Source organism: Shewanella sp. (assembly GCF_051658185.1).
Taxonomy (GTDB): domain Bacteria; phylum Pseudomonadota; class Gammaproteobacteria; order Enterobacterales; family Shewanellaceae; genus Shewanella.
This window is the reverse complement of sequence record NZ_JBOFMC010000173.1, coordinates 1-1,166: the sequence shown is the minus strand read 5'-3', so window position 1 is coordinate 1,166 and position 1,166 is coordinate 1. Positions and strand designations below refer to the sequence as shown.

Genomic DNA, 1,166 nt, shown 5'->3' with positions numbered 1-1,166 from the left:
AGGAGTATTTGATGCCTGTATTGCACTCAAGCAAATGGGTTATAAGCTGGTGGTGGTGACCAATCAATCGGGTATTGCTCGAGGTCTATACAGTGAAGAGCAATTTCATAGTTTAACGGAATGGATGGATTGGAATTTTGCCGATAAAGGCGTCGAGCTTGATGGGATCTATTACTGCCCACACCATCCCGAAAAAGGCGTGGGTGACTATAAAGTCGATTGTGATTGCCGCAAGCCTAAACCTGGCATGCTTAACGACGCGGCAAAATTTTTGAAAATTGATTTATCCCAGTCAGTCATGGTTGGCGATAAAGCCGAAGATATGCAAGCAGCCAAGGCTGCTGGAGTGCCTACGCGCATTTTAGTCCGTACCGGTAAAGAAATCGGCGTGACAACCGATGCGTCGGTGGTGCTCGGGAGTATTGCAGCAGTTCCTGATTACCTAAAAAGTCTATAGCCTAGCGTGACGACAGGGTTAACTGCGTTCACATAAGCGAGTTTTTGGGTTAACTAAAGTTCGGCCACGAATATAACCGTGATGAATGACATAGCAGTGATTGATTAAAGTCGTTGCAGGCTGGCACCGTCAGCCGCAGCCATCGGTTTGGCACTTATAACATCTCAGCAGACGTTACCGTACTGAATGACAGAAAAGCGCCAAGATCCTTAACCCATGGCCATCTAAACCGTGAATTAGCTGTTTAATTAGCCTGATTGCGCAAGATGTAAGCAGTTGGCGCGGTTTATGCGAATTGATGACAAAAAGGGGTTGCAGTAAATCCTGACATCCCTATAATGCGCAACCACTGACCCAGCGGGGTCAACGGTTAATCGTGAAGTACGCGGTTAACTTTGCTCTTTAACAATTTATCAAGCAAATCTGTGTGGACACTCACAGGTGTTGAGTTAATCGAAATTACTTTGCCGTTTGGCGAGTAATCAAAGAATTAAATCAATGATGAAGAGTGTTCATAGCAATATGTACAGTTTGTTTCTGCATTCCTTTATAGGAAGCGTGGGAACAAAAAATCAGAATTCATTGAGCCGAAACCTTCGGGTTTCACCAAAACTTTAATTGAAGAGTTTGATCATGGCTCAGATTGAACGCTGGCGGCAGGCCTAACACATGCAAGTCGAGCGGCAGCACAAGGGAGTTTACTCCTGAG

The 1,166-nt window shown here is 45.2% G+C and carries 1 protein-coding gene and 1 rRNA gene; both read left to right on the top strand.

Going from position 1 to position 1,166, the window contains the following annotated elements:
* Positions 1-457: D-glycero-beta-D-manno-heptose 1,7-bisphosphate 7-phosphatase (gmhB, locus tag ACRCZA_RS07145; RefSeq protein ID WP_438673763.1), on the top strand; the 457-nt coding region annotated here is incomplete at its 5' end.
* A gap of 615 nt (positions 458-1,072) precedes the next feature.
* Positions 1,073-1,166, top strand: a 16S ribosomal RNA gene (locus ACRCZA_RS07140); the annotation flags it as partial.